13 protein-coding genes are annotated in these 26,374 nt (G+C 57.2%); all 13 read right to left on the reverse strand.

What is annotated here, in order from left to right; translation table 11 throughout:
• Nucleotides 1-55: 55 nt before the first annotated feature.
• The 13 genes from E1H13_RS17345 to E1H13_RS17405 all read right to left on the reverse strand — a co-directional run bounded on the left by E1H13_RS17345 (nucleotide 56) and on the right by E1H13_RS17405 (nucleotide 26,364).
• Nucleotides 56-1,492 carry a hypothetical protein gene (locus E1H13_RS17345; protein WP_169614962.1) on the reverse strand — a complete coding sequence of 479 codons (1,437 nt, stop codon included), beginning with the start codon at nucleotides 1,490-1,492 and terminating at the stop codon, nucleotides 56-58.
• Complete coding sequence (locus E1H13_RS17350) at nucleotides 1,492-2,226, reverse strand: phage baseplate protein (RefSeq protein WP_169614964.1); 735 nt, start codon at nucleotides 2,224-2,226, stop codon at nucleotides 1,492-1,494. The genes E1H13_RS17345 and E1H13_RS17350 overlap by 1 nt, the downstream gene beginning before the upstream one ends.
• Nucleotides 2,227-2,233: 7 nt before the next feature.
• On the reverse strand, nucleotides 2,234-2,758 hold the full coding sequence (locus E1H13_RS17355; RefSeq protein ID WP_169614966.1) for a phage tail protein: 525 nt from the start codon (nucleotides 2,756-2,758) through the stop codon (nucleotides 2,234-2,236).
• A gap of 79 nt (nucleotides 2,759-2,837) precedes the next feature.
• Nucleotides 2,838-4,460 (reverse strand): phage tail sheath C-terminal domain-containing protein, encoded by a 1,623-nt coding sequence (locus tag E1H13_RS17360; protein WP_169614968.1) that lies wholly within the window; start codon nucleotides 4,458-4,460, stop codon nucleotides 2,838-2,840.
• Between the two features lie 75 nt (nucleotides 4,461-4,535).
• The gene (locus tag E1H13_RS17365; protein WP_169614970.1) at nucleotides 4,536-7,988 is read right to left on the reverse strand and encodes a DUF6519 domain-containing protein; all 3,453 of its coding nucleotides are present in this window, start codon (nucleotides 7,986-7,988) and stop codon (nucleotides 4,536-4,538) included.
• Nucleotides 7,989-8,000: 12 nt separating this feature from the next.
• Complete coding sequence (locus E1H13_RS17370; protein WP_169614972.1) at nucleotides 8,001-13,016, reverse strand: hypothetical protein; 5,016 nt, start codon at nucleotides 13,014-13,016, stop codon at nucleotides 8,001-8,003.
• Nucleotides 13,013-20,734 (reverse strand): putative baseplate assembly protein, encoded by a 7,722-nt coding sequence (locus E1H13_RS17375; RefSeq protein ID WP_169614974.1) that lies wholly within the window; start codon nucleotides 20,732-20,734, stop codon nucleotides 13,013-13,015. Before E1H13_RS17375 ends, E1H13_RS17370 begins: the two co-directional genes overlap by 4 nt.
• Nucleotides 20,731-23,319: a putative baseplate assembly protein gene (locus tag E1H13_RS17380; RefSeq protein WP_169614976.1), complete on the reverse strand. Its 2,589-nt coding sequence runs from the start codon at nucleotides 23,317-23,319 to the stop codon at nucleotides 20,731-20,733. The genes E1H13_RS17375 and E1H13_RS17380 overlap by 4 nt, the downstream gene beginning before the upstream one ends.
• A gap of 1 nt (nucleotide 23,320) precedes the next feature.
• Nucleotides 23,321-23,683 (reverse strand): GPW/gp25 family protein, encoded by a 363-nt coding sequence (locus E1H13_RS17385; RefSeq protein WP_169614978.1) that lies wholly within the window; start codon nucleotides 23,681-23,683, stop codon nucleotides 23,321-23,323.
• 11 nt (nucleotides 23,684-23,694) lie between these two features.
• Nucleotides 23,695-24,018: a hypothetical protein gene (locus E1H13_RS17390; RefSeq protein ID WP_169614980.1), complete on the reverse strand. Its 324-nt coding sequence runs from the start codon at nucleotides 24,016-24,018 to the stop codon at nucleotides 23,695-23,697.
• A gap of 44 nt (nucleotides 24,019-24,062) precedes the next feature.
• On the reverse strand, nucleotides 24,063-24,872 hold the full coding sequence (locus E1H13_RS17395; protein ID WP_169614982.1) for a phage baseplate assembly protein V: 810 nt from the start codon (nucleotides 24,870-24,872) through the stop codon (nucleotides 24,063-24,065).
• The gene (locus tag E1H13_RS17400) at nucleotides 24,869-26,005 is read right to left on the reverse strand and encodes a hypothetical protein (protein WP_169614984.1); all 1,137 of its coding nucleotides are present in this window, start codon (nucleotides 26,003-26,005) and stop codon (nucleotides 24,869-24,871) included. Before E1H13_RS17400 ends, E1H13_RS17395 begins: the two co-directional genes overlap by 4 nt.
• 8 nt (nucleotides 26,006-26,013) lie before the next feature.
• Complete coding sequence (locus tag E1H13_RS17405) at nucleotides 26,014-26,364, reverse strand: hypothetical protein (protein ID WP_347404178.1); 351 nt, start codon at nucleotides 26,362-26,364, stop codon at nucleotides 26,014-26,016.
• Between the last annotated feature and the right edge of the window lie 10 nt (nucleotides 26,365-26,374).

Raw genomic sequence — 26,374 nt, forward strand, 5'->3', positions numbered from 1 at the left:
GGGGGAGGGGGGGGGGGGGGGAGGGGGGGGGGGGGGGGGGGGGGGGGTGGGGGAATTAGGGCTGGTTGCGGCGATCGAGGTAGTCCTTGAGGGAGAGGGAAGGGGCTGGGTTAGGGCGACGGCGGAGTGGAGGTGGGGTGTTTTTGGGGGTAGTGCGGATGTCGATGCGGCCGATGGTGACGGTAATGGGAGACGGGAGAGTAGGGGCAGACCCGTGTGTCTGCCCTAGCGAGGAGGATGGGGAGATGAGGGGATGTGGAGTGATGGGGTGGGGGAGTGGGGGAGTCGGAGAGACCGTAGGGTGGGCACTGCCCACCGACCTTCCACTGCCCACCGGCCTCACCCTAGGGCTGGATGATGGGGGGGAGGAGGAGATGACGGGGGGGAGGGTAGCTTCAGGAGAAGGAAACTGAGGGGCCGACGGAGGAGCTACCCTCGGGGAGGCGGTGTCCAGTGGCTTCACACTAGAGGTGGCTTGATCTACCGTAGGGTGGGCACTGCCCACTGGCTTACCGTCGGGGCTGGAGGGTTGGGGGAGCGGGGGAGATGGGGAGGTGGGGGAGTGGGGAGATGGGGAGGTATCGGCTGGAGAGTTGAGCTGGGGAGATGGGGAAGGCGGAGGCGTAAGAGAGTGGGGGAGTGGGGGAGTAGGAGAGACCGTAGGGGGGGTAGTGCTCACTGGCTTCGCGCCAGAGTTGGCCGTTGGGGCAGCCGGGGAGAACAAGTCCTGCGATCGCGCTGCAGCCTCTGAAGGAACCGAGTGAGTCACCGCTGGGGTGATAGAACTTATGACATTCGAGGCAGGGGGTAGGACCTGGGTTGGAGCCTGGGCTGCGAGGGAGGCCGCTGGTTCAGTTTTGTCCTGGTGGGGCTGATCTGCGGTGGGAACATCACTAGGGGCATCACGGGTGGACTCTGCCGGTGATGCGATCGCAGAAGACAGGGATGGTGGATTTACCCTTGGTAGCAATGGGGAAACAGAAGGGGGTGGGGTGGGGGCTATCACTGGCGGCGATTCTCCATCGGAGCTAGGTACGGCCTCTAGGGGTGGAGCTGCCTTTGGTTGGAGGAGGTGGGGAGTGGGGGAGTGGGGGAGTGGGGGAGATGGGGGAGATGGGGGAGATGGGGAGGTATCGGCTGGAGAGTTGAGTTGGGGGGAGAGGGAGAGCGGACTGGCAAGCGATCGCGCGGTAGTTTCGGTGATTTCTGCGATCGCGCCTTGGGGGCGATCATCCACAGCAATAAAGGGATTCTGGGCTAGGGATACCAGCGGCCATTCCGAAGATTGCAACGCTAAGGGCTGGTCCTGGGCTACTGGCTCTGGGATCCATTGACGGCCTCGCACCCCCTGCAATGAGTGGGGTTGCCACAGGGAAACCCCAGCGATGTCCTGGGGCAACCCCGGCTCAGGACCAAAGCGAGTAACGGTTTGGGGCCGCACCTGGGATGCCGCTTGGGGTGTTTGCCATCGCTGGATCAGCCGTTCAACCATTAGCCCACCAGTCCTAAATAATACTGTCGTCGCTGGTTCGACATGGCCAGAATGTCAGCCTCGGCCCAGCCATAAACCCTGGCCAGTTGGTGGGTATCCAGCAGCAGCCGTTGGGCATAGGCGGTGATTTCCGCCCAGAGAAATGCTCCAATGTCAAAGGCCACCTGCCAGTTATGGCCACAGGCCGGGCAGGTGAGGTCGAGGGTAATGTCAGCTTGGGGATCGGCAGCGGCGATCGCCCCCTCCACCTGGGCCAAAACCGACGAAGCCAAATTCCCCACTGCTATCGGCTGATCTCCCTGGCTAGCGGCCAGCACACAGCGCTCTAGCAACTGCTGCCGAGCCGCCGCAGAATCGCCCAGGCCCACCGTCGCGGCTAGATCCAGACTATTAGGCAGCCGAAACTTTAGACGGATCCCATCGGTTTCCCACTCCACCGGGTCTACCAACGGCACTGAGGGATCCCCGGTGCGAATATCCCCCACTTTCAGGGCAAACTCCAGGGTTTCCTGGCAGCTAGGGCAGGTCGCTACGCTGTCTAGGGTTGGGCCAAAGGTGAGCTCTCGCAGGGTCAGCAGATAGCCATCCCGCCGACCAATACTTAGACTGGCCAGAATGTCTAGGGGCTGGTCAGGTAGCGCAAACGCCAGGCAAGTCAAGACCCGATCAAGGGGGTGCTGCCCTTGACCTAGTTCCCAAATCTGGACGATATGCGCGGCTGTCAGTGATTCCATAGATTGATTAGGCTGGTTCTAAGAAGCTGGGTTCAGAGGGTTCCGTTACCTCGGTATCCCGTTCCCAACCTTCGTTTTGCAACTGAATGCTCTGAATGGCCACCTCATTGGCGCTGGCGTCTAAATCAGGCATAGCCGTGAATTCGGACACCCAACAGCGGTAAATGCGATAGGCGATCGCCACCTGCCCGGCCTCATTCATCAGCTCTAAAATCAGATCTTTACGAAAGTCCTGGAGGGAAACTTCAGCCCCAAGGCCAGAGCCAAAGTTCCAGACTTTGTTCGCCCACTGCTCAAATTCTTTGTCGTGGGTTACCCCCCGCTCTAGGGTAATGGGCTCGTATTTAGATTGCCCTGGCGAATGGCGAGGGCTGCTCGGGTCGCCCCCTTCCCGGTGGGTGACCACTTCGGTGGTGCGCTTCAGGGCACCGACCTTGCTGATACCAGCTACATAGCGACCATCCCACTTAACGCGGAATTTGTAGTTTTTGTAGGGATCAAATCGTTGGGCATTAACACTGAACTGGGCCATGGTTTTCTCCTAAGGTTATATGTGGAGGGGGTTTAGAGGGTGGTGGGCGATGCCCACCCTACGAGGCTGCTTTCTGCCTTTAAGTTTCGAGCTGTCCAGCGATTTGTTGGAATTTCAGGATCACAAACTCGGCTGGTTTCAGGGGGGCAAAGCCAATCAGAATATTGACAATGCCACGATCAATGTCGTTTTGGGTGGTGGTTTCACTGTCGCACTTGACGAAATAAGCATCTTTAGGGGTGGTACCCTGAAACGCCCCCTGGCGGAACAGATTGTTCATAAACGCCCCAACATTCAGGCGAATTTGCGCCCACAGGGGCTCGTCGTTGGGCTCAAATACCACCCACTGGGTGCCGCGATAGAGGCTTTCTTGCAGGAAAAGGGCCAGGCGACGCACCGGAACATATTTCCATTCTGACGCTAGGCGATCGTCACCATCCAGGGTTCGAGAGCCCCAGGCTACATTTCCATAGACTGGAAAGTTACGTAAGCAGTTGACCCCCAAAGGATTGAGTTCGCCATTTTCACCATCGGTCAAATTTACTGTTAACTCTCGAACACCGTTCAAAGTGGCTTCTGTTCCCGCTGGCGCTTTCCAAACGCCACGGCTACTGTCAGTCCTGGCAAACAGACCAGCCATAATCGGGCTGGGTACAAAAGTTTCTAAACGATTTTCCTTTAATGGATCAGCTAGCTTTACCCTAGGAAAAAATACGGCTGCATTTTGTTTAGCATCTCCGGCTGCTCCACGGATTTCATCAACTCCATCAACAGCAAGGCTATGACTAATCCAATCCATGGGAGGATCAATCAGCAACATAGCCCGTCGCTCCAGGCAATACTGAGCAGCTGCTGTCCATGTAGTCAGAGAAATATCAACATCTGACCTGACTGGGGGAATACAAAGAATGTTGAATAAATCAGCTTTCTCCAAGGAAAAGAGACCAGTTTTGTCTCTTTGACTGCCAATATACTGATTATCATTTCTAGGATCAGTTCCGTTAGATCCCTCAGTGGAAGGGGTATTTATAGAACTTGGCTTTCCTTCTTCATCTCTAGTCTCATTAGGTCTAGGGCTACTGTCGCCACCAAGTATTGCCTTGACGCGCACAAGGGATGACTGGCTTTCTATCACGTCGGAGACAAACCGACTTGCCATTGGATCCATCGATAAATTCCGAATGGTTTCGCTAGCGATTTCTTCTCTATTTTCGATGAATTTCACTGTTAGGTTAAAAGTCTCTTCAGGAGTGGCAGTGGCGTAATCTACACTTATTTCCAGATTGTTTCCCCAAGCTCCTTCACTCGCTGCGCTGAGAACAACTGGGCTATCATCTAGGGAAGTAGGCAAACTATACTCGGCAGTTTTAGCAGAGTTATCTTCGTCAACAACATCATCACTCTCAGGATCATCTGGATCAGACTTTTTCATAACTGTGTTAGAAAGACGCACAATAATGGCATCATTTCCCCCATTCAAGAAAAAATGCTGAACAGCATAACTCATGGTGCTAGTGCGTGACAGTCCACCAAATATACGCTCATAGGAACCAAAGTTCTTAATGCGGACCGGAGAATTGGTTAAACCTCTTGGAGCATAGCCAATAAAGGCTGTAATGGATGTAGCGACGCCGGTTATGGTGCGGACACCGCTGGGAATTTCTTGGACGTAGACACCGGGATAGGTGGGGGTAATGGCCATGGTTTGAGTCCTTATTTTCAGAGTGTTAGAAATACCGGAGATCTTTAATGCCTAGATAAGTAATTTAGTTGGCATTCATGAATCTGGGGGAATGATATTACTCAGGGTCTGTTTAAGCTGGGCAATCTCTTGATCCTGTTTTTTGACCTTGGCGGACAGTTGCTTAACCACATGACGATGCTCCTGAACGGCTTTCGTTAACAGCGCGATGACATCCATCAACTTGACTTTCTGATGATCATCGCTCGCCAACAAGTCGGGCACTTCTTCAGCGATAAAGCCTGCATGCGTGTTGCTACTGCGATCGCTCTTATAGTTAAATTTTACTGGATGTAACTTACTAAGATTTTCAGCTACTTCTTGGCTTGTAAACTCACTAATATTGTCTTTTAGTAAACCAGAGGAAATTTGATAATAGTTGGAGCTGGTTAAACCATGTCTTACCAAAACATCATGGCCATCAATTGTAGTAGTGACTAAGTTCATCGATTCAAGTCGGTCAGCCTGTAGAGTTTTAACTCTAAAGTCTTCATTGGAATCACCATTGAGACTAGCTTTTTGGCTAAGCGTATCATTCACCTCAGCTGCTCTGCCGTCAACGTAGGCGGTGAGGGCCTGTTCAGTGACCAGAACATCATCTCGACCGACTTCAGGGATATCATCCCCTGAAATCTCATTGATTATGGCTGAGTTGAGATTAAGCGACATACAACTCAGCGTTTTCGCACTAAAATCGATACTGTTGCTACCGGTTTGATCCGCTTTCCCATCCAGACTATTGGTCAACTGTTCTACTTCACTGTCAACATAAGTTTTAACAGCTCCCTCAGTGGGTAACGTATCATGGCGTAAGTCTTGCAGTATTCCATCCTCTGAAATGGCATTAATCTGAGCCATGTTCAAGTTCAGGGAGAGGCAACTCAGGTTCTGAGCCTTGAAATCAACATTTTCATCGCCATTTTGATCGGCTTTGTCATTCAGACTATTATTTAAAGACTCTACTTGACCAATAACATAGCCTTTTACAGCACCTTCAGTAGGTAACGCATTATTGCGGGCATCCCCCAATGACTCGTCATTGGAAATTGCATCCACCGCAAAAGCATTCAGTTCTAGGGTGCGGCAACTGAGGGTTTGAGCCCTGAAGTCAACATTATCATCACCATTAAGGTTTGCTTTGTTGGCTAGCTTGTCATCAAAGTCACTAATTTGATGATCCACATAGGTTTTAACAGCCTTCTCAGTTGGTACAGCGTCGTCACTCCTATCGTGCAATGTGTCATCGGTAGAGAACTCATTGATCGCTGTGCCCAATTCTAGTTTTGTGGCTCCATTAATCTCTAGCGGATACTGGGGATCATCAAGCCCAATACCCACAGGGCCGTTGAGAAAGACAAAGCTCGTTTCGGGCTCGGCTACAAATTGAATTTGCTTTGGATCAGAAGGCTGACCATCTGGGGTCGTACTGGCTTGCATCACCCCATAACGAACCGGTTCCTGCGTCCCTGATTCATCATTGTCCGGCTGCAGTAACACTTCAAACCTTTGTCCCTGAAAGGTTTCCGCGAAAAACTCACCTGTAATATCTAAGTCGGTTGTTCTAATTGTGCCTTCTACATCCAAGGCGCTTTGTGGGTCGGTTTTGCCTACGCCCACATTGCCGTTTTTCAGGACGATGAGACGAGCAGCCTGGGTATCGGCCTTTTGTTCAGTTTCAGGATCAGCCTCTAAGCCCATGACAGAAAACTGACCACGAATTTCAAGGTCTCCAGCAATTTCGCCCCCTTCTCGGTCCAAGGCTCGCAAGAGAGGGGGAAACAGAATGCGCTGATCGTAGACCTTAGGTATGGAGTCCTCACTGGTAAAATCAACGACGGCCAATAGGGCGTACTGGTGTTCGATGCCATGGGGGGGCTGGGGTATCGGGCGGGAAATGGAGACCCCCTGGTTGCTGACATCGTCATCGGCGCGATCGCTGGGCCACTCAATATCATTAGTGGCGGCCCGAGCTGGAATCAGCCAATAATCGCCAGTCCGGTAAATGATGGGTACTGTTTTCGCTGCCTGATCGCTGGCGGTGTCGCCATCGGATTCAGCAGGCTCAGAGGCCTCTGTCACAGCAAACTGGACTTTGATGCCGTTCTCTAGCTCGATCCAATTCGACGAAATGGCCAGAACCCCCTGACGGGTGTCGGTGACCGTGTGATCCCAGCGGCGCACCTTCGACACATTTTTGGGGATACTGCCGCCGACAATTAGGGCATCATCAAACTCCAGCTTGGTGTCAGTGGCACTTCTCAGGGGCACCAGCAAGCCAGGTTCACCCCTGAGTTCTTGGGCGGCGGTCAGCAGCTCTAGCCACTGCCCTGGAGTAGAGTCAGCCCAGGCATCTTGGCTGGATTTGCTAATGCGAATTACATTGCCTTCGATCGCCTTCACTGGACTGACCACGCTGCCGTTATTGCGCGACCATTTGAAGGTAACGGCCTGGTTGCCATTGCCATTGCCATTGCCATTGGAAGTAACTGGGTCATTGCCATGGTGAATTTCCACCCGGTAAAGGTAGTTACCCAGGCGGCCATTAGACCCAGTTGTACCATCGGGGCAGAGTCGGGCACAGGCATTCATCCGGGGGGCGCGATCGCGCTCAGCCTGCTCAAAATCTCGCCAGGGCTGGGGCCAATCGGTGGCGATCGCCGCTGGTACCTGCAGTTGATTAACTTGAATGGTCTCGTCAGGTTGCCTCAGCTTTAACTGCCACACGGTTTTGGTGCGGGTGGTGGTGTCAGGCACATTCAGGGCCACGTCCCGCAGGGTGGGGTCATCCACCGCTGTCACCGGGCGTTCCCACACGTCGAGGTAGGCAAAGTAGCGTTGCTCAGACAAGCGGTCAAACCCCTCGGATTCCTCGTCCAGGAGGTAATCCGGTTGAGAGGTATAGGTAACGATACGCCTCATTTGAGTCACGGTCACGTCATCCAAAGCGCCATCCACCTGGATTTCGCGATTGCCTTGATCGATAATTTTTTTGATCCGCCAGCCGATCAAAGAGGCCGAGGGTTCGGTCGAATTCGTTCCGTGAGTCCCTTCATCGCCAGCTAACATCAGCCAGTCCCCAACTCGCAGTCGGCGGCCATCAATGGTCAAGCTAGGGGAAACCTGTAACCGCTGATTGTCTAGCTTCCTGACCGTAAAGCTGGATTCGGGGGCCAGTTCACACAGCACCCCCCGGGTATAGAAGTGCCCCGGCAGTAGAGCAATGTCGGTGGCAGATGGATTGCTAAGGGGAGGCGTAGCGATCGCCCGCAGCTGGAAACTGGTATCACTGGGATCGCCCGTAAACGGGTCTACCTTGGAGGCCCCACTACCCGCCCCAATCATGTCAGTGACGTAGGCGCGGCGCAGGTGATTTTGAATGTCGGCCTGCTCGTTCCAGTCGGCATCGAGCTGGAGACGACCCTGCTGCATGCGGACACTGGTGTAACCTTTCTTGGGGTCAAATGTAGACCGAGTGATATCGCCTGCCATGGGGTTCCCTCCTTACGTCATGTAGAAAATGCCAGCGGCTAACCCAAACCGCAGATACTCATCGAGGCTGGCGAGTAGGTTAGCTTCTCGCTGGGCTTGTTTCAGGGCATTAAATACCCCCATTTCAGCACCGTCTTCGGCCCCAGTGCGAATGACGCTAGGGCAGGTTTGGCGCAGCTGCATATAGCCCGGTTCGCCATAGCGGGTTGAGGTAAAACTGGGCTGGAGCTGGTTGAGAATATGTAGTTTGGTAGCCAGGTCCAGCCGTCCCTGCTGGATGGATTGCCAGATCAGGGCCGGGGAATCGGCCTCTGAGTCCACCCACCCCCGCAGTAAAGCCCCCGCCGCTGTCCCCAGCCAAATCTCGCCAGTGGCGTCATCGATGGTCAGGGCCGTGATATCAGTTCCCCGAAAGTCGAGGCCCATCCTCTCCCAGCTTTGGCCTTCGTCCTGGGAGCTAAACAGTTTGCCATCTCGGCTGCCAGCCAGCAGGGTAGGTGGCACACCGTTGGCTGGGGCAGCGTTAGCGTCCTGAGCATCATCATCCTGGGAGTGGCGAGCGGCCAGAACGGTGATATCTAGGCTGGTGAGGCCGGTGCTGAGGTTCTCCCAGGCATCGCGATCGCGCTCCAAGCCAAAAATCCCCCTGGGGGTAGCCGCCAGCAGCCTGCCGCCGGGGGTGACGACTAAGGCACTGATCAGCTTCTGGGGCATACCTTGATTGACTGGCTGCCAGCGGTTGTCGCTCCCTAGGCGAAACATGCCGCCCCCAGCGGTACCCAGCCAGAGCTGCCGCTGCGATCGCACAATGGCCGTGAGCCGGGGGGTGGTGAGCCCCATACTCAAGGGCTGCCACTGTTGCCCATCCACAGTGCCCCGCCACAGGCCGCTGCCATCGCTGGTCACCCATAACCGCAGAATGGTGAAGGACTCGGGGGGTTGCTCGCTGTCGGCATCCCCAGCCTCTACGGGGTCTGTTTGATCGGGTCGCTCATTGTCCTCAGCGGCAGCCGCTGTAACCACAAGTTCCGTGTCAATGTTGATCACAACGGGTTGAGCCTGGTCCACCCCCATCACCTCACCAAAGGGGGCATTGACGGTGACGGTGGCATCACCCGGATTGAGGGCAACAATGGTCCGGGTTTGGCCAATGGTCTGGCGGCTGGCCCCGGTGGTGAGTGCCCGTTCCACGGTCAGGGTATCCCCCACTTGCAAGGGGGCTAGGGCGGTAGGGGACTGAAGGGTGACCTGTCGCCCCCGGGCCGTGAGGGTGGTGCCTGACGGGAGCTGCCGCCCCAGGGATTCTACCCGCCAGGGTAAATCTTGGATAGTGATTACATCCCCCGGCTGCAGGGTTTGGGAAAAGCGGGTACCGATGCCCACCAGGGCGATCGCGGTGTCGGGCCCAGCCCCCAACCCTGTCGCCGGGAAGCGCACCTGCCCCTGACCGAGATGGGGATCGAAATAGAGGGCGGTGATCGCTCCGTTGAGGCTAGGCAGGGGCAGCGGCCGCCAGTCAAAGACCGGTTCGGTTTCTGGGCCTGCGGTCCAGGGATCGCCCAACACCCGGAATACCCGACCGGTGGTGGTGCCGACTAAGGTCTGCCGTTGATCCGTAGGGATAGCGGCTTGGGGATCGGGCCAGGGGTAGGTGGTCAGGGCGGTGAGGGACAGCTCCGGCAAATCGCCGTTCATCTCCTCCCAGCTAAAGTCTTCTGTCCCAGGGGATCGTCCCAAACGAAACAGGCCGTCCTTGGCCGTTCCCACTAACACCTGACCCTGGGAGGGAACCATCCCCAAAGCGACAATACCGCCAGGAATATTGTCTAACGCTTCCGCCAAGGCTAAATCTGGCTGGCACCGGTAGCGGCTGGGGGTACTGGAGGCCACCGGTACATAGCAGAACCGCAAACAGCCCACCTGGTGCCGCCCCACGGTGACTTTCTCGGTGAACAGGCTATCACTGGCCTCCAGCTCCCGAGCACTGGTGCGGCCCAGCACCGTCGAGGCTTGCACTGCCAGGGCGGTGCCGGGGGCGGCAATGGCACCTTGGCTAGACCCTGCACCAGCATCAACCACACTTTCGGCAATGTGCAGCCGGGCTACCGTAGCCGCCAGGGTAATGGGGCCACAGATGGTGCGCTCTAGGTAGATTTCTAAGCGATCGTTGTCCACGGACTCCAGCCGGATCTCCCCCCAGTAGTGGGGACTGTCATGCCCTGCCACGGCAAACATCTCGGCCAACCCCGCCATCAATTGGTGCCAACTGGTCTGCAAAAACTGGGTCATGGTCAACGATGGCCCCTGCCGCTTTAGCCCCAAGTCCTGGGCAATCAGCTGCCACACCATAGCCAGGGCATAGGCCACAAAGGCCAACAGGGAAAAATCTCCCAGGTCACAGTCTCCCTCGGGATTAGCGGTGGATGCCACCTGCAATCCACCCAACTGGGGCACCAGGGTACAGTGCTGGAGGGTTAATCGGCCGAGACTGCCGGGCAAAATCTGGAGTTTGCCCTCCACCAGCAGCCCATTGAGGCTGATTTCAGCCGGAGCCAGGTCAGCTTGGCTCCAGCCCTGGATCGCGATCGCCCCTTGCACGTGTGGCCGCACCCCATCGGCCGCTAGCAGCTTTAGGCGGGCACTGGGGGGCACCGCCAGGGTTAAATCACCGACGTAGGTGGCACTGTCGCGAATCACGATCCAGCCGGTATCTACCCCTTGCAGCCTGAGGGGATCGGCGCTGTTGGCCTGGGGAGGATCTACTGGAATCAGTCCCCCATGGGCGTTGGTCTCCGAACGGGCGGTGGAACCAGTCCCTAGGGGCCAGCCCTGGTTGGCCTGGGCCGCCAGAAACACCAACAGAGTCCGGCCCGCGAAGGGAGCCAAATCCAGGAACTGGGGCTGGTCCAGGGTGAGGGGATCGTGATCAGGAATCTGCAATGCCCCTGGGGACACCTGCAACGTGGTGCCGCTGATGGATACGGTTAAATCGGTACGGCTGATGGCAGGATCGCGCCCCACCCGTTCGGCCTCGGTCTGGATGGATTCCACCGTCACCGACGGCACATCGAGCCGAGCCAGGGGAATGTGGGTAGCTCGCAATGCTTCTGCATCAAAGGTCAACAGCAGTTGAACTCGCCGCCCACCCCGCTCCGAGGGCACCATCACTACCCAGGGCTGGCTGCCCTGGTAAGGGGCCAAATCCAGAGGGTAGGGTGCAGTCAACATAAACGGATTCCCCTGGGTATCCACCGCCGTGCCGGGGGTGATCACCGTTTCTAGAGTGCCGGGGCGAGTCTGGAGGTCTAGCCCCTGTAAAATCCCTGGGCGCAGGGGCTGGGTCTTCACTGGTGATACGACCCCTTGCAACTGAAGTTGATCTGTAAACGTCAGTTCCGCTAGAGGGAAAACCGTGTCTGGGGGATAGCCCTTTAGGGCGGTTTTGGGCCAAAGCCCCAGTTCCACTGGGTTCCCCTGGGGGGTGGGCTGGTAAAACAGCACCAGCACCCACCGCTGGTCTGGCTGCTCACGGATCACCGACTCGAATCGCGCCACCACATCTAGCCGCCAAGGGCAAGCCAGGCGCAGGGGCCGCCCCTCTCGGTCCACCGCTAGGCCAGGGCCAATGGTCAGGTCGTTGGGGCACAGGCCTCGGCTCACCCCTAGCCCTCGTACCCAGCCGGGACGAAATTCTGGAGGGCGATCGCGCTCTGACTCCCGCACCTGCACCACCTGTACCGGCGGCACCGCCACCAGGGCCAGGGGAATATGGGTGCCCCGGCGCAGGCCATAGCGCACCGTTACCGTGCGGTTCCAGGCATCGATGGCGGTGGCCAGGGGGTTCGGATCGGCGCTGGTGGCCCGCTGTACGGACCAGTGCCAGAGGGAAAGAGGGATTTGGGCCGGGTCCAGTGCGTCCGGCAACGCCCCAATGCGGTTATAGGGACCGCCCCCCAGGTCATCGCTAAAGCCATAGAAATAGCTGGCCTCCACCCGCTCCGGTTCCAGGCCGGGGCGGAAGACCAGGTGTCCCCGTTCCGGGTCCACCGCCACCAGGTAGGCGGGCGGCTCGCCCTCCCCCCAGGGGATAGCTTTAGCTCCGATATCCCCCAAATCCGCCATCAGCATAGTTTCTGGGACCAAGGGCTGGGGCTGACCATTGATGAAAATCTGGAACACTGGGTCACGGTCGAAGTAGCTCCCTCCAGCCAGGGGGGCCTCTCCCCGGTTCAGCCTTTGACGCCGCTGGGCCAGCTCATCGGCTAGCACCGGTCGCCGCAGGGGAGCCGGCACATTAATCTCCTGAGCCAGGGTGACGATGTCGGTTTTGGTTTGGGGCTGGTTAAACAGGGGCATCGGGGGCAAGCCCACCGGGTTAACGTTGTAATAGGTATCCCCCTGGTCGGTGGCGATCGCCCTCCCCTGCACCCGCCCTAGGGGATAGCTCTGAAGTCGCCAGACATACAGCCCCACATTGGGTACGTTGTAGCGGCCCCCCACCTGGGGCGATCGCACGTCCACGGAATAGGCCGCCTGCTGCTCGAAGGGGGTGCCGATTTGCTCTAGGCGATCGTTGGCCCGTAGGTTGACGGTGGTGCTTTCGGGCCGCAGGCGGGCTAGGGTTTGGCTGGTGTTGACTAAACGGCTAAACTCTACCGCCCGCGATCGCCAGCCAGTTACATCCTGGGTCAGCTGCTCCAGAATCGGTGTGGTGCCCTTGCGCCGCCGGTAGGCCAGGGTATTGGCCACATAGGCCCGCCGCTCCTGCTGACCATAGGCCCCGCTGCCATCGGCATACAGTTCTCCCACATCCAGCAGGTCGCCAATGTAGGGCACCACCCACTGGGCACAGGTTTCAATAAACCAGTCGTCATAGAGCTGGTCGATGTCCTGCTCCAGGGCCTGAAATTCCTGCTGGGCGATCGCTAACAACGCCCGCAGGGGTTCCCCCTGGGCCCCATCGCGAATGCGATAGATGGCCGGTAGCAAGCGATAGAGCCTATCGTCAGTGAAGGGAGGCAGGGTCATAGGGTGGAGACAACGGAAAATTGCAAACCAACCGGGCTAAGCAAAAACAACTGGGCAGGCTGAATGGTTTCGGTATCGGGGTCATAAACGGCGGTGCGAGCATCGAGACTGACATTCAGGGTGCGGCTGCGGCCCACTCGATAGAGGGCTTCTAAATCCACCGCAATCACCCCCTCCACCGACTGCAGGGCCGTGATTACCTCTGCCGAGGTCACGGCCTGACCAAAGCCTCGGCCCTGGAAAGCAAATCGGTCCACCAGCCTCTGAATCATCTGGGGCTCCACCGCTTCTACCAGGTAGCGAGTATCCAACAGCACCCGGGCCTCGACATTGAAAAATAAACGCTGGTACGAGGCCACTTGCACCTGCTGGGTGGGGTCGCGGGCCTGGTCAATGGCCGCTAGCAACGACTGGTACAGGGCCGAGGTTTCCGGCACCGGGTCACCGTCAGCCCCGGCAATGGTGATGTGCACCACCGGAGCGCTGCCATCCCACAGGGCCACAGCCTGGGCCTTGGCAATGCCCACAAATCCCTGGGCAAAGTCTTGAAAGTCTTGAAGGGAGACAATTCGTCCCAGGGTACGGGCGGTGGGGGGCGCATTGGTGCGGGCCGCATCTAGGGATTCGCGATCCGCTGCTCCGCTGGCGGCCAGGGGGTTAATCACCTCGGCAATGCCCTGGGGTCGGGTCTTGAGAATACTGAGCTGCCCCGCCTGAACGTTACCCTCTCGACCAATGCCGCTGCGGTAGCGGGCGGTGATATTTTCCTGGCCACTGGGGGGCCGGGAACCGCGCACCCCATCCCCAAAGGTGACGGTGGTGGTGCCATCGTCCTGAATGCGAATGATATAGGCCTGGGCCTGGGGTTGCAGGGAATACAGGGCGCTGACCTCCTGCCACAGCACCCCGTCCACCCGCACCTCCAGGGTGCTGTCCGAGCCTCGGGCATTGGTGGCGGCCACATAGGTCAGAGGTGGCTTTTTCAGGACAAAGGTGGGGTTGCTGGTGGTGCCATCGCCGCTGCCCAACACCTCCAGGGCCGTTTCCCCATGGGTAGCCGGGACCACATTGGCGGCCACGGTGACGGTGATCGGGTCGTAGCTGTAGGTCAGGGGTGCTTGCAGGATCACCACCGGCTGCTGCTGCTCCGTCGGCGGGTGTTTGATCTGAGCCTGTTCGCTGACCAGGGGAGCGTCCTCCTCGGCGGGCAGCAGGGGGAAGATCTGCTCGGCGGTGGTGTCGAGGCTGCCGAGGAAGCCGTCTTTATCCCGCAGCTGCCAGCGTTGCTCGCTATCGGGCTGGGCGGCAATCGGCTGGGGAGCCTGCACCACCTGCATCCGGTCATGGCGCTGCACCGGCTTCACCGTTAGCTCATCGGTGGAACGCAAAAAGCCAATGCCCCCCACCAGCAGGGTGGACTGGCTAGGCCGCAGCAGGGCGCGCACGTCCGTATTGGTTAGGTTGAGGCTGGCGCTGGTCCACAGGTCCCCCTGGTTGATGGAGCGAAATACTCCACGGGTGGCGGTACCAGCCCAGAGAGTGCCAGGGTCTTCGTCCATGTCTTCGTAGAGCAAACAGCGAATGTTGAGGTCGTCGAGGTTGGCGATCACCGGCTGCCAGCGATCGCCCCCGTCTTTAGAGCGAAACATCCCACTACCGGCGGTACCGGCGTAGAGAGTGAGGGTGCCCCCCGCTTCCTGGTAGGCCAGGGCGGTAATCTCCAGATTGGTCAACCCCGTTGCTATGGTGAAGCGGGTATTGGGGGATAGATCAGGGCGGAAAGGGGCATCCACCGTGAACGGAACATCAAGAGCGATGGGATTTGAACTGGTAATGGTGCGGGTTTGTCCCGCCGCTGTAATCACATCCCCCGATCGCAACATTCCCCCAAACTGAGTCCCACTCCAGGTGACTTGGGTGCCATCACTGGCTAACGTCCCTCGCCCCTGGCGAGTTTGGGTGATCTGCTCCCAGGTGTTGCCCTGGTCCGTGGAGCGAAAGATCCCGTCCCCGATGGTACCGGCATAGATGCCCTCATCCACCACGGCGATCGCATCCACATCGGTATTGTTTAGCCCCGTCGGCTGCCAGCGCTGGGCTATGGGTTGACCCTGGGGGCCGTCAAAGTTCAGGGAGGTCAGGTTGAGCTTAAACAGGCCGCCATTCACCGTCCCGGCCAGCAGCCAGGACCCTTGCAGAGCCAGGGCCAAAATGTTGGGGTAGGTCAGGGTGTCGCGCCCCACCACCTGCCAAGCCGTTCCCCCATCGGGATCATCAGCCACTGGCCCATGGACAAACAGCCCTGCTGGGGTGCCCACCAGCCAGTGCCCCCCCTCCGTTCTGAGGATCGCCTGAATCGGCAACCTGTCCGGGCCATTGGGTTGATCCAGCCCGTCATCAAAGGGTACCCAGGTGCGGCCACCACTGGCAGAACGGTACAGCCCCGCCAGGGTGCCCGCCAGGAGGGTGGTGCCATCGGCACTGCTGGCCAGGGTGGTGACCTGGGAATTGACGAGGCCAGTGTTGCTGCGGCTCCAGTTGGTCGGCTGTAACCTTTGCCCTGCGGTGGGGGTGGCGAAGAGACCGGCTTCGGTGCCGACTAGGAGGTGGGGGGTGGAAGAGTGGGGGAGGTGGGGGAGGGACAGGAGGACTCGACCGGTGACGGGGGCTAGGCCGGGGTCGAGGGCGTCCCAGGTTTCGCCCTGGTCAGGGGAACGGTAGATGCCCTGGTCGGTGCCAGCGTAGAGGATGCCGTCCTCAATGGTGAGGGAGAGGATAGCGCGATCGCAGAGTCCATCCAGCTTCTGAATCTCTTCTCCGGTAACTTGAAATATTCCCCGACCCGTACCTACAAACACAACATTGTCCCGTTCGGCCAGGGCGTAGACCGCCGGATGAATCTGCTGTTCCCAAAGTGCTGCCAGCAAATTCCAGCTCTGACCACTATCTTGTGAGTAGTAAAGCCCCTGATCTGTCCCGGCAAAAATCTCAATGATGGACTGGCTTTTTCTGGAGAATAGACAATAAATTTGTCGATCTTGATGGTCTTTCAAATACTCCCAGGTTGTTCCGGAATCCGTAGAGCGGAGAAAACCCCGATCTGTGCCAGCCAGCCAGACGGTACCGCCAATATTAAAAGTGGTCGGCATTGCTTGATTAGGAAATTGGTTGAGAGCAAAGATCTCGTTAATCAAGAAAGTCTGCTGGCTTGGTTCTTGGATAACAATCCGGGTTTGTGATACAGATTGATTTTCTGAATTTTCTTCTTCGTCTGCTGGCGGAGCTTCTACTGTTGCAGTGATCACCGTCCCTACCGGCAAATCCTCTGGCTGAATTGCATCAGCAGTCCTGATCGTGATACCGCTAATATTGCTGATGTTGATGGGCGCTTCAGCATCGACGGTGCAGGCGGTGAAGCTCAAAACCGTGACCCCGGTCGGCAGGGTAACCTTGACCAGATTGCCACCGGGTAGCTCAGCCCGGTACAGATCCAGATCCGCCCCTACCAGCAGGAGGTTAGGCTCCGAAAAAATGCTGTGAACAGCTTTGAACCGCAAGGGCGATACAGATTCCCAGGTGGTTCCATCGAAAGAGCGATAGAGCCCTTCGTTGGTGGCGGCTAGCAGGTCTTCCTGTATATTTGCCAGGGCGTTGATGGTGAGATTGTTGAGGCCGGTGTTTCGAGGTTGCCAGTGGTGGCGCGATCGCAACACACCCCCCACATCACTCAGCCCCATGCCCATGGGCTGACCACTAACCATCACCACCTGCTTGGGTTGCAGGTTGGCCACAAAGTCTTGCAGATACAGGGTGTTCTCCACCAGCGGGTCGGCAAAAATTTCGTGCTGCCGTTCCTCCACGGTTAAGGGTTCTAGGGCCAGGGGCAGCTCGGTACTGCGACCCAGCACCCGCGCACTGCGCAGGCCAAAGGCGGCAGGGTCAAGGGCGGGGGTAACGGCTAGACGGGTAAGTTTGCCCGCGAGGCCAAAGTCCTGGCGATCTACCGTGGCGATCGCCTCAATCTGTCGCACTGCATAGCGAGGCTCTGCCCGCTGTTCGGGATTGTTGGGGTTGCGATCGTCCACCAGTACCACCCAACTGCCTTCTAACCACTGGGGATACAGGGTGTCGAGATCCATCCGGCGCGGTTCTTGGATAACAAAATTGGGCCATTCCAGCTTTTGCAATACCGGGGTAGCTAACTCATGATCATTGGTCAACCCTGAATTGGGTTCATCAGCGGTGTTGCCAGCTCCGGAGTCAGTCTCTTCAGTAACAAAAAAGCCAACAAACTGACTACCTACATAAATATTCGCCTGATCGTCAGCCTCAACGGTTATAACACGCAGAGAAACAATGGCACCTTTCTGCTGTTTACTCCAATTTCCTGATGCATCTGCCCAATTAACAGGATCCTCATCTGAGGATTCTACAACTGTCCTATAGAGCCCATGATTAGTTGCAGCGAAGACATAGACTGCATTTCTTCGCTTAGAAGCAGCAAGAGAATAAATAACAGCATTCTCATCAGGGAATCCAATATCAAAATCAGCACTTAAATCCTCAGATTCAAAATCAAAATAAAGTGAAGACAAGAAGTATAGTCCTACATTTGTGCCAACCCAGACATATGCACCATCATCTTGAGAATCGCCATTAGCCAGGAGCGAGAAAACGCTCGAAGAATCTGATAAGCCTTCTCGAATCAATGGCAGTTGACGCCATGGAGAAGCATGCGAAAAAGTATTAATCAAATCAAACTTAGAATAATAGGCACCAGCTTCGGTGCCAGCAAACACATAATAGTCATATTCCCCTGGAGGATTTTCAATTAACTTCGTCGAATAAGCCAAGGAGAAAATAACTTTGTTCCTGACATCTCCTTCACTACCTAGGACATGCCAACTTTGGGCATAATCTCTAGAAAAGTAGAGGCCATCATCAGTCCCAGCAAAAATATGCTTTCGTCTAAATAACTTCTTGTCCCGATTGTCATTTGCAAACACGTAATAAGAGACGGGAGAAGAAATCTCCTTAGAGAAAGCTGACTCAAGAGTGAGTTCAAAATCGTCCTCAACTGAAACCACTTTCTTCTCTATTTCTTGCTCTACATTGGCTTTCAGAGTGGCCGACCAGGAGCCCCGATCAATACTTGGCCAAGTGTAGATAATGTTATCTGGCAGCAGATCAGTGAATTTTGAGCCTTTGCCAATCACTGTTTTACCTACAGCTTTGATAGTGCCAACTTGACTCTCTCTAGAGATTAATGGGTTTAATGTGCCTAAATCTTCTAAATCTATGCCGTCAATAGCTATACTTTCAATAAATTTGCGAATTTTTGTCTGAGCAATTAAAGGTGATATCTCTGCTACTGGCACTTCTAAGAGTGATAGAGTGGTAAAACTCGGAAGCGGTTGAGTTAGGGTCGTTCTTTCTGTAACCGTTATCTCCATACCATTGATCGAAAAGTTCGACTGAATCGTATGGTTTATAGTCAAAGAAACTGGCTCTGCATCTGACCTTGAGTCAGGAATTCTTATATCGAAAGGTGGATCAAATTCAACACTAGAGTTGTCATCATCAGTCCTGCCCATAGATCGAGCTTCAGAGCTTTCGCCAACTTGAATGACTAGCTCAAGTCCTGTATTCATCTCTTCTAGATCTACTGCTGTATTGGGAAAAAGGCTAAAGCTATTTAGGATATCCTTGATTTGTTTACACTGCGGAATTTTAACTACTGTACCATCAGCCTCAATCTCAAGCCACGGGAAAAGAACAACTGGGCTGCCCGAGATTTTTAGATCAAACCATCCATTCCCATCATCGGGTAGAATTTCCCTAGGAAGATTGATTTCATCTGGAGTGATATTAATCGCAAGGGTATTGGATTCCTGAAGTTCTACATGGGTTGTAAACTTTGCCATTGGCTCTAGATCGAGGAAAATAAGGTTGGAAACTCGTTCCTGAAGATCTTGAATAAAATCCTCTACCCCTGCTATACCTTGAGCTTCCTCAAAGCTATATGAGTTTTCCAATAAAACACTGATGGTGGGACTAAATAGAGTTTGGGCTGTTTCTTTAATTGGCCCTGTAAGTTGAATAAGAGATCTAATGAGACTCCCAACCGATCTGTCAACACTAACTACATCTTCTGACGAAGCCGCAGCAGCTATACTCAATAAATCTTCAATGGTCAGAGTCGATATGACGCTAGCTTTTGCACTATAGGAAGTGCCTCCTGGCAAAAATTTGATCGCCTTTTTGACTTTAAGTTCGAAGTCATTTGTAACATCATCAACTTCGACGGCACCAGCCCCAGAGCGAGCAGGTGAAATATAGTCGCCCACCGAGATATCTGCTTTGAACGCTGTTCCCAGGCCAGTGATTGTTTTACCACTGTTGCTAATTGCTCCTAGACCCTGGTGGGTTGTGATGGAATAAGTTAACAGCGATCGTACGACTGTATCTGGAATGCTGGTATTGACAGGTTCCCATAGTTCAGTTTCATCGGCAGGAGTCGGCTCAACCTTGCGGGAGCTAATTTTTCCAATGTTAATTGCGACCCAATTCTCACCATCATCTTTTGAACGAAACACGCCACCATTAGGGGTTCCTGCATAGATGGGATCCCCTTCACTGTCAACGTGTAGGGTTTGAATCCGTTGATTGGTAAGTCCACTATTGACCGCTTGCCAGCTTTGACCGTTATCTTTGGAGCGAAAAATACCTTTCTCTGGAGTGCCAGCAAAAATAATGATCTCTCCGTCTGGGCCATATTTTGTGGCCAGGCAGGTAACATCCTGATCAGGCAAACCCTGACTGGCCGCTGTCCAGGTCAGCCCATCGCTGTCAGAGCGAAACACACCCCCTGCGATCGCGCCGCCGCTTTTTTCCACCGCCGCCAGCTTGATCGCCGCTGGCATTTGCTCCCAGGGGGGCGCATTAAAGCCAAACAGACGGGCCTGCTGCCGAAAGGCCAACACCTGGGGTCGTCGCAGCGGGGTGGTGATTGGGGGCAGGGACTGGTGCCACCGCACCCGGGTATAGCCTGCGCTGGTGTCCGGTTCCACCGCTTGCAGGGGTAGCAAAAAGGCTTGGGGATCTGGCCCCCGATCCACCAGTAGCAGCAACTCGCCAGGTTGTAGCTGGGTGCTGGCCCCCTCTAGGTAAAGCTGTCGGGTGTGGGGCAGCACTTGCTGGGGTCGAGCCGGGCGGGGGCGCAGGTTATTCCAGGCCAGGCGAGCGGTAAAGTCGGCTGTGGTTTCAAAAATTTGGGGCAGTTCATCTTTGACCGGCACACTCATAATTTGGGTGTAGGCCGGGATCGGCACCACCGTGGGCGAACCGGGGGCATCTTCCACCACAAAGCTGAGGTAGGTGCTGGCGGCGACACCGGGGTCTAGTTCGTAGGCGATCGCCCGGGCCAGTTCCAACACCGATCGCCGTTCCGTGGCGGTGCGCAAAAAGCCCTCATTGGCGATCCGTTCTTGGTAAAAGGTGAGTACGTCGGCCACCACTGCCCAGGCATCCAGCAGGGCAATGGCCGGATCGCTGGAGTCGCGGGTGGTGAGCTTAGCCAGGGGAGCCTCCCGCTCCACCGTCTTCAGGGCCTGGGGCAGGGCCGCCAGTAAGCGCTGGCGAAAGCTGTGGTAGTCGCCAATCCGGTAGCTTAGCTGCGACAGGCCGGGGCGGTTGTGGGTAGTGCGATCGCGGGTCATAGGCCCCCCTCTAAGGTCAGGGTCAAGCGACCGTTTTCAGGCAGACTGGGCAGATTATCCAGTTGGGCAATTTCCAGCCGGTCAAACCGCAGTACCCCCGTAATCAAGCCGTCCTGACCCGAGCCATCCCAGCGGCGAAACCGGGTCACCGTCGCCGCCTGCACCCCCTCGACCGCCATGGCCCGGGCCACCACCTGACTGAGGTACACTGGCTGACCAAAGGTAAAACGATTGGGGTGGAAAAAGCCCACCTGCTCGTTAGCCAGCACCCGGTTGCTGAAGCTATCCAGCAGGGCGGTCTGCACCGTACTCCGGAAATAGTCGGGCTGAAGTTGCACGGCGATTTCAATGTCCAGGGGCACAAACTGGGGGCTTTCAATCGCCACATCGTGGCCAGTGAGGCGAAATTCTTCCAGGTAGGTTAGCAGTCCCTGGCGAAAGTCATCGTCTAGGGGGCGACCATCGCTGCGATCGACAGCAAGGAAAATGGTGGGCCAACTGCCGGTCCAGCGGCGACTGGCCACGGCCCGTTGGACCCCAGAATATTGCTCGGCCAGGGCTTCGTAGTCAGCCTCAGTCACCGCCCGTCGCCGCACCTCTCGAAACGCCTGGGGCGCATCCAGCCGCACCTGTTCTAGGGGTTCGGGGTCTTCCCCGCCCTGGGCCGGTAGGGGATTGGTGGGGGATAGGACCGCTGCCAAGGCAGTGAGCTTCGACCGATCGTCAAACCCCAGATTCTCAGACCGCAGGACAATATTCACCAGGGTATCGGCCCCCACATTGCCCCCCTTGCCATTGCCGGTGCGGTAGCGGGCATAGAGGGCTACCTCGGGCTCAGGCTCCCGGCCCAGTTCCCCGTCCCCAAACCGCAAGAAGGCCCGACCGTCTTCCTCGGTTTCCACCACAAAGTCCCGGGCAAAGCGATCGCTAATTAACAAATCCTGCTGGGGCTGCCACTGGGGGCCACCGGGTTGGTCATCGCTGGGTGCTTGCTTTTCCCATAGCGCGATCGCCGGTTTGACCTGGCGCAGCGACCACTGCATAGCCGACTGGGCCGGGGCCTCTGGGTCAAAGGGCTGCCACTGATCCCGGGCGGTTTGCACCTGCCCCTGGCGGGTGAGGGGATGTTCCGCCAAGCGAGGCCGCTGGTGGGGAAACCAGCCCCGATTGCCTCGAATATCCTCATTATTTTGTAGGTGGCGCGATCGCCCAGCATCGGCCAGCACCACATTGCCATAGGCCACACTCAGGGGCTGCTCAAACGGTACCCCCTGGGGATTGACGCCAGAAATCGGCAGCTCAAAGGGCAGGGCATCAGCATCGGCCCACTCGATAGTGAGCAGGGATTCCCTGGTCAGAGGGTCGCGGCTGCGCTGCACCCGGGTCAGCCTGACGGCATGGCGATGCTCGCGGTTGGCGTCTCGGGCCTCACCGCTGGTGGCACCTCGCACTTCTTGCAAGATCAAAACCCGGCCCACCGCCAGCAGACTATCGGTATCCTCCAGACCGTTAGCATCATGGGGAGGATCGGGATCCTTCAGGGTGGCCCGGGTGGCCCCCCGGGGTAGCCCACATTGCTCATCCCCCCAGGTGTACAGGTGTAGTTCATCCAGGGCCGGGTGCAGGGTGAGGTCGTGCAGGGTTTCAAACACCTGAGAGCCTTGGCTCATGGCCCGCAGGTAAGCTTCACTGTTAGGCTCAACGGCCCCCGCTGGCAACACCGTTTTACTCAGAAATTGCACCCCCGGCCGCCCTTGCTGTGGATCGGGACCTAGCAGGGTAATGCCCGGCTTGATGGTCTCAGGCACCACTCCCTTCAGGCGTAGCACCACCCAGGCTCGGGCATTGCAGCCATCGTGCATAAGATAGTCCAGCAGGCGGCTATGGCGGCGCATGGAGACCCGGCGGCGGCAGGTACCCAGGTAAGCTTCCGTGGCGGCGGCATCCTGGTAATAGCTCAGGTGGTCGGCGGCATAGGCCAGCAGCTCCACCACCACCATGCCCGTGTCGGCCGGGTTGTCGGCGGGCCAGTCCGGCAGGGTCACCGACAGCCGATCCAACATAAGTTGACGAAAACTGCCATAGTCTTTTGCCAGGTAGTCAATCACCGGGGTCGGCAGGGCCGGATCCCCTGGCGGCGGCGGCGGCTGACAGTCGAACTCGCTGACATCATCGACCCAAAAGCAAAAGTCAACGGCCGCCAACTGCGGGTCAATGCCGGTTGGTGGCTCTGGGCGTGAGGGGGACTGCACCAGGGTTAGGGTATAGGGGGAATAGTCACCGGGCTGGCTGAGGCGCACCCGCAGTTCGTGACCAACGCTGCTGACCGCTTCAATCCCGAGGCTTTGCAGCCGGGTGCCACCGCTAATTAGCACATTGTCGGCGGTGAGGGGGGCCAGGTCCGGGGGCACCCCTTGGGGACGGTTGGACCCAGCCAGATCATGCAGAAACGTCACTACCAGGGTGCGCTGGTCGCGGTCCACCTCCAGGTAGTCGATACCGTTCACCGGCGGGGGTCCCGGCTCCCCCCCCTGGCGCACCAGGGCACGGCGGCGTTGATTTTTGCAGCGGTATTGGACGCTCATATCACACCTCCCGGGTAAACTCAGCCAGCTGCCGTTCCTGGGTGCGCCGCTTGATATACTGCACCGTCACCGTCAGCCGCGAGTCATCACTCTCCACTTCCACCGCTTCCACCTGAATCACATCCTCCAGCCACTGCTCCAAAGCTCCCTGCACCATAAACTGGGTGGCCGCCGCCAGTTCTGGACTGTTGGGGGCAAATAGCAACTGCTGAATTTCGCTGCCAAAGGTGGGTCGGTTCACCCGCTCCCCTGGCCCCGTAAACAGCACCTGCTCAATCAGCTGGCGAATGTGGTCATCCAAGTCGGCCTCGGCCACCCGGCCGCGACCATCGATCGAAAAGGGATAGCGAATGTTTAAGGACATAGGGGCAGTTCTCACATCGCTTTGACACGGGCATTGGCCACAATCACCGTTAGGGGGGTGCCGGTCGGCACGCAGATGGCCTGGCTACTCTGCAACAACACCGGCATCCCCATCACCTTGACCCGCAGGGCACCCATGATCCAATTGCCGACAATACAGGGGCCGACATTGGCCGGAGGCGGAGGGTTGGCACAGCCCGCTACCACATAGGGTGGCCCTTGGGTCGTCACCGGCATGCCCATCACCCGCACCCGGGGATTGGGTACCGGGGGCTTGGCCTGGCCGCCATGGGCGCAGATGACGGTGGAACTGGCATTGAGCAAAAAACCTGGCATGGTACCCTCTGGCTACAAATGTGAATGGAGATACGTCGGACAGGTTAGATCACCTCCAGGGCACCGTTGTTGACATTGACACTGGCTGGGGAAAGTTTGACGTTGGCCGCACCATTGCTGAGTTCGATGGCAGCAGGGGATAGCTTGACTGTCGCCGGAGTGCTACTGAGCTCGATGCCGGAGGAGGACAGCTTCGCGGTAGCGGGGGAATTGGCCAGCTCAATCCCGGAGGCGGTACTGAGTTTGACGGTGGCGGGGTTACAGGTGAGGTCAATGCTGTTACTGGTGAGTACGGCCTCGATGGCACTCTGCTTCAGTTGAATCTTGTCGGCGGTCAAGGTCACCGTGGAGGTATCGCCATGTTTCAACTCCAGGGTTTGCCCGTCGGTAATGAACCTGGCGGTCATCTTATTGTTGTGGTTGAGCTCGATGCCAGCCGGGTTGTAAATCAGCTTCAGGGGCTTGTCTACCACTGGTTTATCCACCTCCAGGGTGACACCTTCTTTGTTTTTTTCACGGCTAACGGTGAGGGTGACCCCTGCCGTCCTAAACACCTGTACCTCCTCAGGTTGTTCCACCTGGGCGGCCTTCGGTAGTTCCCCCTCGCCCCAAAAGCAGCCACTCCAAATCGGGTAGTCAGGATCGCCCCCTTCAAACTCCACCCAGATGTTGGTGTTTACGGGGGGCACCATAAACAGGCCAATGTCTTGACCGGCGTAGGGGGTGCAGGGCATGGCCCAGCTGTGCCGCCCTTCCCCAAAGATGGCGGGTACTTGTACCTGCACCCGACCCAGGTGCAGGGGGTCTTTGGTGGCAGTCACTTTGCCGCGATATTTGCCAAAGAACTGTTTCATATCGCCACTCGCTCCACAGTGCTACCCAACCCGTCCCGGGTAATGGTGAATTTTTGTTTGTATTGGCCAGAGCTGAGGGTATGGGTGACGCTTTTGACGTAGTACAGGCCGTCGTAGCTGTAGCCCACCCCCCGCAACCCCACCAGGCCCCGCAGCTGCAACACATCTCCATAGCGAATGGTGTCCAATTCGCCGCTGACGGTGACCACATCATCCACAGAGCGATCGACAACCGCCTGCACCAGGGCATCGGCCTGGGCAGAGTCACGCCCGGTTTCCCGAAACTGGGTGGTGCGCCGGAGGCGATTGTCCTCTAGGGCTGGGTTGGCAGACAGGGTGGGGCGATCGCTGCGGGTTTCCTGGGCTGGTCGCACTTGGTTGGTGTGGCGGTCTTGCACCTGCCCTTCCACCTCGGTGGCGGCCATGGCATCGTTCTGAAAATTGACCGACGTCAGGTTGGTGTAGGAACCCATGGTCATGGTCAGGGCCTTTTGGGGACGAGTCTGCCGCTGGGGTGGCCCCCAATAGGCGGTGCTGCTGCCCGCCACCGGCCCCGGCACCATATAAAACACATGGGCGAAACGCTGGCCAATCTGCTGCAAATAGGCCAGGTCAGTACCCTGCTGGGATGGAATCCGCTCATTTTGGGTGGGGCGATCGATAAAGCGAGGGGTGATTACCCGGGGTATAACCCCGTAGGTGGCGTAGCGTTTCAAAATCATCCGAGCAATGGTGGCTTCGTCCTGGGCCGCGTGTTCTTCGGAGCGTTCTTCGAGATCCATCAGGGCACTGACGTCTTCGCCGGTTAGGGTGAAGGTGGACTGCCCCGGCTCTGGACTGGGCGAGAGCTGCTGGTTGGTAATCACCCCATCCATCAGCACCTGGGCCGCATGGCCAAAGCTGACCACCAAGCTCACCCGGTTAAACACCTGAAATAGGGGATTTTTCACCAGCTGGTAGTCTTTGATGTCATTGCGATCGCGCCGCCCGATGCCAAAGACCATTTGAAACCCCGATCGCCCCTCGTCGGTGTGGGTTACCTCCACACTTTTCAGCGCCTCCACCACCTGCCGAGGCACTGGCTTAGGGACTGATTTACCCATCAAGACTGTCAGGTTAATGCCTAAGGCCATGACTCCCCCTACACCTGTGGCCGGGGAATCCGCAACACCCGCCCAGTTTCTGCCGTCAGATCAGCGGGGTTCAGGGCATCGTTGGCGTCGCACACCTGCCAAAACTGCTCGGGATCCCCCAGGCCAGCATAGGTGATCAAATCCAGGCGATCGCCGTCAATTACCGTCACCTCTTGCAGTAGAGGTACGGTCTTACCCTGGGGGACAAACCGCCGCCGTTTATAGGCAATGGTGCGTCCGTCGGTGGTCTTATACTCAGCGGTGTCGATGGGGTAGTAGCGGCTGGTATGGTCAAACACAGTGAAATCCTTGGAAAAGGCAATCAACATCAAATCAACGGCGGTAAACGTCAGGGTCACAATCGAATCG

The sequence above is a fragment of the Nodosilinea sp. P-1105 genome (assembly GCF_012911975.1).
In the GTDB taxonomy this organism is placed as follows: Bacteria; Cyanobacteriota; Cyanobacteriia; order Phormidesmidales; family Phormidesmidaceae; genus Nodosilinea.

Coding starts and splice junctions, on each gene's coding strand:
- E1H13_RS17385 (WP_169614978.1), bottom strand. CDS start 23,683: ATGTCCTTAAACATTCGCTATCCCTTTTCGATCGATGGTCGCGGCCGG.
- E1H13_RS17395 (WP_169614982.1), bottom strand. CDS start 24,872: ATGAAACAGTTCTTTGGCAAATATCGCGGCAAAGTGACTGCCACCAAA.
- E1H13_RS17360 (WP_169614968.1), bottom strand. CDS start 4,460: ATGGCCATTACCCCCACCTATCCCGGTGTCTACGTCCAAGAAATTCCC.
- E1H13_RS17365 (WP_169614970.1), bottom strand. CDS start 7,988: ATGGCAGGCGATATCACTCGGTCTACATTTGACCCCAAGAAAGGTTAC.
- E1H13_RS17375 (WP_169614974.1), bottom strand. CDS start 20,734: ATGACCCGCGATCGCACTACCCACAACCGCCCCGGCCTGTCGCAGCTA.
- E1H13_RS17380 (WP_169614976.1), bottom strand. CDS start 23,319: ATGAGCGTCCAATACCGCTGCAAAAATCAACGCCGCCGTGCCCTGGTG.
- E1H13_RS17400 (WP_169614984.1), bottom strand. CDS start 26,005: ATGGCCTTAGGCATTAACCTGACAGTCTTGATGGGTAAATCAGTCCCT.
- E1H13_RS17345 (WP_169614962.1), bottom strand. CDS start 1,492: ATGGTTGAACGGCTGATCCAGCGATGGCAAACACCCCAAGCGGCATCC.
- E1H13_RS17355 (WP_169614966.1), bottom strand. CDS start 2,758: ATGGCCCAGTTCAGTGTTAATGCCCAACGATTTGATCCCTACAAAAAC.
- E1H13_RS17370 (WP_169614972.1), bottom strand. CDS start 13,016: ATGACCCTGCCTCCCTTCACTGACGATAGGCTCTATCGCTTGCTACCG.
- E1H13_RS17390 (WP_169614980.1), bottom strand. CDS start 24,018: ATGCCAGGTTTTTTGCTCAATGCCAGTTCCACCGTCATCTGCGCCCAT.
- E1H13_RS17350 (WP_169614964.1), bottom strand. CDS start 2,226: ATGGAATCACTGACAGCCGCGCATATCGTCCAGATTTGGGAACTAGGT.